The sequence below is a fragment of the Paenibacillus tarimensis genome, assembly GCF_021532315.1.
Lineage (GTDB): Bacteria > Bacillota > Bacilli > Paenibacillales > Paenibacillaceae > Paenibacillus_I > Paenibacillus_I tarimensis.
The window spans coordinates 1-5,974 of record NZ_JAKGAO010000043.1; the positions used below are offsets into that span (position 1 = coordinate 1).

Sequence of the window (5,974 nt, forward strand, 5' to 3'; positions counted from 1 at the left end):
TCCGGGTAGAGCTCCGCCTGCTCTTCGAACAAGCCGTGAATCGTTTTCCCCTGCTCGTACCCGGCTTCGGTGTCATTAAACCGCTTCAGCAGTGTCTCCCTCTCGTCTGGGGACAGCACCTCAGCTTGTCCGAGCTCCAGATCCGGCTGAGATAAAAGCAAGGACAGCAGCCGAACAAGATGGTCAGCCGCCTGTTCCACAAATGCCCGCTCGTACCGCTGTTCGTCAAAGCTTATTTCCAGCTCAATGGAATGGTTTTGGCGGTCGAAGCAAAAAATCGTATCGGCCGCCACGCGGTTACCCAGCGGCTCCGGATGAATCGGGGCGAAGGATGCGACGGTGTTGACGACCGGGAGGCCGTCCCCCGTATAGTCCATATGGAGCGGCTCCACCATTTTCCGAAAAGGCAGGTGCTGATGCTCCAGCGCCTCGCCGATGGAGGCTTTGATGCCTCCGAGCAGCGTTTTCAGCGTAGTCTGGCGGCTTACGGGCGTCTTGATCACCAAGATGTCATGCGGCGGCGGAGTCCCATCGGAGTCTGCGCTATAAGAAGGCATGCCGACCAGCACTTGATCCCGCCCGGTATATTTGAACAGCAGGCTTTTTACTCCTGCCAAAACAATCATGTACAAAGCCAGATCCGAACCGCTCGCGAGGCGAATGATTCTCTCCGAGAGTTCGCCCGGCAGGGTACGGTGAACCAAGCCCGGCTCGGCCGCAGCTTCTCTGCCCGCGGATAATTTGGAGGATTGACTGTAGGGAAGGAAGCTCAGGCTGTCTTCGGCGTCAAACTTGCCGCTCCAGTACCGTTCTTCCTTTTCAAATAAAGATTTCATTCGTACCTCCCCTAAAAATGAAGTGACTCACGCTTATAGGATTAGAACGCGAATTCGATCGTATCGACGGCACTCTTTGCGCCTGTCGCCGGTTTATGGCATTCAATCCGGCCTAGCTCAAGCTGCGGATTTTCCGCAATTTGAGACAGTATCCGCAGGTAATCCTCGGCTAAGGTACGGATCCTCGCTTCGTTGAACAGCCTGGCGGCGTAGTAGAAGCCCCCGCTCAGCGCCCCGTTGTTTTCATACATAAACAGGGTCAGATCGAACTTCGCCTCTTCCAAATGGTCAAGCTCGTAAGCCTTCAGGCTGACTCCTTCCAGCTCGGCATCCCGTTCTCCAATATTTTGCAGGTCGAAAACGGCATCAAACAGCGGGAAGCGGCCCGGCTCCCGCTTCACATTCAAACGCTCCACGAGCTCCTCGAACGGATAATCCTGGTTCTCAAAAGCACCCAAAGCCGTCTCCTTCACTTCTTCCAGATAGGACAAGAACGTTTTGTCGCCCGACGGACGATTGCGGATCGCCAGCGTATTGACAAACATTCCGATGACCGGTTCCAAATCGGCGTTCGTCCTTCCCGCCACGGGGGTGCCCACGACCAAGTCCTCCTGCCCGCTGTACTTGGACAGCAGCACGGTGTAAGCCGCAAACAGCACCATGAACAGCGTGCTTTCACGCTCGGCCGCCAATTCATGCAGCCGCGCAGAGAGAGGAGCTTCGACGTCGAACTCCAGATGCGCGCCTTCGTAGCTGCGTGCCGCAGATCGTTCGTAGTCCAGCGGCAGGTCCGCCGTCGGCAGCTCGCCTCCGAAGGTTTGCAGCCAGTACGCTTCCTGCCGCCCGATCCGCTCCTGGTGGGCTTCCGACTGCTGCCAAACGGCATAATCCTTGTATTGAATGCGAAGCGGCGGCAGTTCTTCTCCGGCGTAGAAGCTCGAGAACTCATCGATCACAATCGTCATCGATACGCCGTCGGACACGATATGGTGCATGTCGAAAAGTAGAATATGCAGGTTCGGCTCCAGCTCGATGACCCCGGCGCGCAGCAGCGGCGGCTTGCCGAGATCAAACGGACGGACGAAGCCGCGGACGATCTGCTCGATTTGAGCCGCATCCTCTTTATCCGCTTGATGCTGCTCAATAGCAAAATCGACCTGCGGGTAAATCCGCTGAACCGCTTCACCCTTCACAATTTCAAAACCGGTGCGCAGCGATTCATGCCGTGTTATCAATTGCCGCAAGGCGGCTTCCAGCCGGTCTAAATCAAGCTCGCCTTCCAACTGCACCAGCTCCGGCATATTGTAGAGCTGATCCGCTCCATCCAGCGTGTGCTGAATGAACAGCCGTTTCTGCGCGGAGGACAGAGGGTAGTACTCTCTCTCCTCCGCTTGAGGGATGGCCTCATGCTCCTGCCGTTCCATCCGGGCGATCGCCTCGGCCATCGCCGCAATCGTCGAGTGACGGAATACGTCGCGCAGCGGCAGGTTGACGTTTAATTCCTTAAATACCTTGCCCGCCAGCTTCGTCGCCCGCAGAGAATGGCCGCCAAGGTCGAAGAAGTTGTCGTGAACGCCAATCTCCTTCGCAAGCCCCAGCACCTCCTGCCAAATCACCGCCAGCTTCGTTTCCAGCTCGTTGCGCGGCGCGACGTACGCCGCTCCGCTTCCCGCTTCCCCTTCCGGCGCCGGCAGCGCCTTCCGGTCAATCTTCCCGTTCGGCGTCAGAGGCAGGCGATCCAGCTCCACGAAGTACGACGGGATCATGTAGCCCGGCAGCTCCTGCGCCAGCGCGCTGCGCAAATTGTTCACCGCCAGCTCCGCTCCGGTATCCGGCGTGTAATACGCGCACAGCGCCTTCTGCCCGTTCGCGTCACTTCGAACCAGCACCACCGCTTCGCGCACGCCCTCCACCCGCAGCAGCTGCGACTCGATCTCGCCCGTCTCGATCCGGTAGCCCCGGATTTTCGCCTGGTTGTCGATCCGGCCGATGAAGTCCACATTGCCGTCTTCCATCCACCGCGCCAAGTCGCCCGTTCGGTACAGCCGCTCGCCCGCTTCGAACGGGCTATCTACGAACTTCTCTGCTGTCAGCTCCGGACGGTTCAGGTACCCGCGTGCCACCCCGGCTCCGCCGATGACCAGCTCGCCCAGCACCCCTACAGGCACCGGATTCAGGTGCGCGTCCACGATGTAGAATTTGGCATTCAGCCACGCTTTGCCGATCGGCACATTGCCTGTCTGCGGCAGCTTCTCCAGCTCCTCGTCGTAGAAGCTGGAGTCGATCGCCGCTTCCGTCACGCCGTATGCGTTGATGATCCGCAGCAACGAGCCGAAGCGTTCCTGCAAGGTCCGGTAATCCGCCACACTGCAGCTGTCCGAGCTCGTGATCAGCAGCTCCATCCCGCTCATGTCCAGCTGCTGCTCGTGCACGTACTCCAGGAACGGTACGATCAGCGCCGGGGTCGATTCGAAGATGGTGACCTGCTCCCGCTCGATCCAGTAGTGCAGACGAGACGGATCGATCCGGTCGTCCTTCGGCACAATCACCATCGTGCCTCCGCCATACAGCGTCCGTGCGATATCTCCCACAAACACGTCGAACGAGAAGCTGGCCAGCTGCAGCAGGCGCACCGGGAACTGATCCAGACGGTATTCCCGCCGGTAGCCCGCCGCTGTGTTCACCAGGCTGCGGTGCTCGATCATTACACCCTTCGGCTTGCCCGTCGTTCCCGACGTGTAGATCACATACGCCAGGTCCTCTGGGCGGGCTTCATGGAAGCTGCCCATGCCGGCATTCTGATGGCTATCATCGCCGCCGTTCACAGCATCCGTCAGCTTGCCGGAGACAATGCCGGAGCCAATCGGCGCATTCGCCCGCTCGTCGCTGTACGACGCTTCGTCGTCGAGGTACAGCACCGCCGTCAGCGCCAGCTCCTCCTCGCCAAGCCAGGCTTCGGCGCGCTCCCGCAGCGGCGTTTGCGCCAGCAGCACCTTCGCTCCGCTGTCTTCGAGCATGAACCGCACGCGGTCCGCCGGATAATCCGGGTCGAGCGGCACATACGCCCCGCCCGCTTTCCAGACGGCCAGCACGGCCACCAGCAGGTCCACCGAACGCTCGGCGAGAATGCCGACGATCGTCTCCCGGCCGATGCCGCTTGCGCGCAGCGTGGCCGCCAGGCGGTTCGCCCGCTCGTTCAGCTCCGCATATGTCAGCCGGTCGTTCTCGTACACGACAGCCGCCGCTTCCGGCGTACGCTCCGCCTGTTCCTCAAACAGCCGGTGGAATGCGGCCGCAGGAGCCGCTTCCGGCTGCGCTGGGTTGAACGCGCCGAGGATTTGTTCTCTTTCCTCTGCCGTCAGCAAGTTCAGCTCGGCGATCTTCGCATCCGGACGGCTTACGATCGTTTCGAGCAGCTGCTCGTAATGCTTCGCCAGCCGTTCGATCGTCTCCCTTTTGTAGAGAGCCGTCGCATATTCGAAGCTGTAATCCAAGCCGCCGTTCTCCTCGCCCACATCCAAGCTGATATCAAACTTCGCGGTATCCAGTGCGCTCGGATAAGGAACCAGGCGAAGCCCTTCCAGCTCAAATTCCTCGTCCTCCGTATTCTGCATCGTAAACAGCGTGTCGAAGAGCGGATTGCGGCTTAAATCACGGGTGACTTGCACCTTGCCCACCAATTCTTCGAACGGATAGTTTTGATGCTCGAAGGCATGGAGGGTCGTTTCTTTGACTTCGTTCAGGTAGGACAAGAAAGTCTTCTCCGAAGCCGGGTAACTGCGGATAGCCAGCGTGTTTAGGAAAATCCCGATCAACGGCTGCACATCTCCATGATTCCTTCCGGCAATCGGCGTACCCACGATCACGTCTTCCTGACCTGAATATTTGTGCAGTAGAACGTTATACGCCGCAAGCAGCACCATAAACAGCGTCGTGCCCGTTTCCAAGGCCAGCCGCTTCAGGCCGTCGGTTTTCGAAGCGTCGAAGAAAAACTCCAGCGTTTGGCCTTCATAGCTCTGCACGGCCGGACGCGGATAGTCGGTCGGCATTTCCAGCACCGGAAGCTCACCTTGGAACATGTCCAGCCAGTACGCCTCCTGACGCTGAAGCCGTTCCTTCTGCTCCTGCGAATGCTGCCAAACGGTGTAGTCCTTGTACTGAATGCGCAGAGGCTCCAATTGCTCGCCGCCGTACAAGCGGACGAATTCTTCAACCAAGATTTCCATCGAGACGCCGTCGGAAATAATATGATGCATGTCGTAGATTAGGATATGGCGTTCCGGAGCCAGCTCGACAAGGCCTACCCGCAGAAGCGGAGGCTTCGCCAAGTCAAATGGACGGACGAAACGGCGAACCGTCTCTTCAGCCTCTTGCTCATCCGCTTGATAGAACTCCACGGCAAAATTCACATCCTGGTAAATCCGCTGCGATGCTTCGCCATCCACCATCTCGAACCCGGTGCGCAGCGTTTCATGCCGCGCCACGAGCCTACGGAACGCTTCCTCAAACCTTGCCCGGTCCAAAGCACCCTCCAACAGCATCGCTTCCGGCATGTTGTAGCTGAGCTCCGCACCTTCCAGTTGATTCAGGATAAAGAGACGTTTTTGAGCAAAAGATTGCGGGTACACCTCTCGGTCATCCGCCACCGGAATGGCAACGAATGTCTGCTCATCCAGCCGGGAAATGGCGGCCGCCATGCTCTCGATCGTGGAATGGCGGAACACGTCGCGCAGCGGCAGATCCACGTTCAACTCTTTATGAATCTTGCTGACCAGCGTCGTCGCCCGCAGGGAATGGCCGCCAAGGTCGAAGAAGTTGTTGTGAACGCCAATCTCCTTCGCAAGCCCCAGCACCTCCTGCCAAATCACCGCCAGCTTCGTTTCCAGCTCATTGCGCGGTGCGACGTAAGCCGCTCCGCTTCCCGCTTCCCCTTCCGGCGCCGGCAACGCCTTCCGGTCGATCTTTCCGTTCGGTGTCAGAGGCAGGCGCTCTAGCTCCACGAAGTACGACGGGATCATGAAGCCCGGCAGTTCCTGCGCCAGCGCGCTGCGCAAATTGTTCACCGCCAGCTCCGCTCCGGTATCCGGCGTGTAATACGCGCACAGCGCCTTCTGCCCGTTCGCGTCACTTCGAACCAG

The 5,974-nt window shown here is 59.1% G+C and carries 2 protein-coding genes; both read right to left on the reverse strand.

The annotated features are described in order from the left end of the window. On the reverse strand, nucleotides 1-836 hold an 836-nt coding region (locus L1N82_RS22855; RefSeq protein WP_235289776.1), incomplete at its 3' end, for a condensation domain-containing protein. A gap of 41 nt (nucleotides 837-877) precedes the next feature. Beyond that, nucleotides 878-5,974 (reverse strand): non-ribosomal peptide synthetase (locus L1N82_RS22860; RefSeq protein WP_235289777.1); only part of this gene is annotated, 5,097 nt, incomplete at its 5' end.